Source organism: Pseudomonas meliae (assembly GCF_001400515.1).
Classification (GTDB): domain Bacteria; phylum Pseudomonadota; class Gammaproteobacteria; order Pseudomonadales; family Pseudomonadaceae; genus Aquipseudomonas; species Aquipseudomonas amygdali.
The window spans coordinates 1-1,300 of sequence record NZ_LJQT01000123.1 but is presented as its reverse complement, the minus strand read 5'-3'; the positions used below and the strand labels follow the sequence as shown (position 1 = coordinate 1,300).

The following is a 1,300-nucleotide window of genomic DNA, read 5'->3' as shown; positions in this document are numbered from 1 at the left end:
GCCCCGGGTTTCTCGGAGACCCTTTTGTTTGAGTCATGCCACGTGGGCAGACTCGGTGAGTTGCTGATAATAGATGGCTTCTGCCTCGACCGGTGGAATATGACCGATTGGCTCCAGCAGGCGGCGGTGATTGAACCAGTCCACCCATTTCAGCGTTTCCAGCTCCACCGCCCCCCGTGTGGGCCAAGAGCTTCGATGAATCACTTCAGCCTTGTAAAGACCATTGATGGTCTCAGCCAAGGCATTGTCGTAAGAGTCACCGACACTCCCGACCGATGGCTCAATACCGGCTTCGACAAGACGCTCGGTATAGCGAATGGACACGTACTGCACACCACGGTCACTGTGGTGAATGAGTCCACCCTGCTTGACTGGGCGACGGGCGTAAAGGGCTTGCTCCAGTGCATCGAGTACAAAATCGGTACGCGCTGAACTGGACACCTTCCAACCGACGATGAATCGGGCAAAGACATCAACGATGAAGGCCACGTAAACAAAACCCTGCCAGGTACTGACGTAGGTAAAGTCCGATACCCATAGGGCGTTCGGGCACTCAGCAACAAACTGACGGTTGACATGATCCTGCGGGCACGGCCTGGCTTGGTCGCTGACCGTCGTCTTGACGGGCTTGCCGCGTACCACGCCTTGCAGGCCCAGCTCTCCCATCAGGCGTTGCACCGTACAGCGGGCGACTTGCTGGCCTTCACGCAGCAACTGTCGCCAGACCTTGCGCACGCCATATACCTGGAAGTGCTCATCCCAGACTCGCTGGATGTGCTCACCCAGTTCCTGGTCACGCTGCGCACGCGCTGACTGCTGGCTGGGGTCAGCCTGCTGAGCAGCGTACCGGTAGTACGTCGACGGGGCGATTGGCAACACCTTGCAAATCGGCTCGACCCCGTAAGACTGGCGGTTTTCATCAATAAACGTCTTCATCGTTTGAATGGGCGGTCGAGCTCCGCCTGGGCAAAATAGGCTGAGGCCTTACGCAATATCTCGTTAGCTTGACGCAACTGACGGTTCTCACGCTCCAACAGCTTGACTCGCTCACGTTCGACTGTGCTCAGCCCATCACGCTGGCCGCTGTTGCGCTCAGATTGGCGAACCCACAGCCGTAATGTCTCGGGCGTGCAGCCGATCTTGGGGGCAATGGCACTGATGGTGGCCCACTGCGACTCGTACTCAGGAAGGTGTTCGAAAACCATCCTGATGGCCCGCTCACGGACCTCTGGGGAGTACTTCGGTAGTTTTTTCATCGCTCCATCCTCTCAAAGGTTGGAGTCTCCGAGAAACCCGGGGC

General features: G+C 57.8%; 1 protein-coding gene and 1 other annotated feature. The gene reads right to left on the bottom strand.

Annotated features, from left to right (window positions below; genetic code table 11):
* Positions 1-33 precede the first annotated feature (33 nt).
* Positions 34-1,256, bottom strand: a protein-coding gene (locus ALO64_RS05520; protein WP_157058634.1) for an IS3-like element IS51 family transposase whose coding sequence is annotated in 2 segments (ribosomal slippage) — positions 34-971 and positions 971-1,256 — 1,224 coding nt in all. Because the reading frame shifts where the segments join, the coding sequence is not laid out codon by codon here.
* Positions 862-978: a sequence feature (AL1L pseudoknot), on the bottom strand. It overlaps the preceding gene by 117 nt.
* Positions 1,257-1,300: the final 44 nt, after the last annotated feature.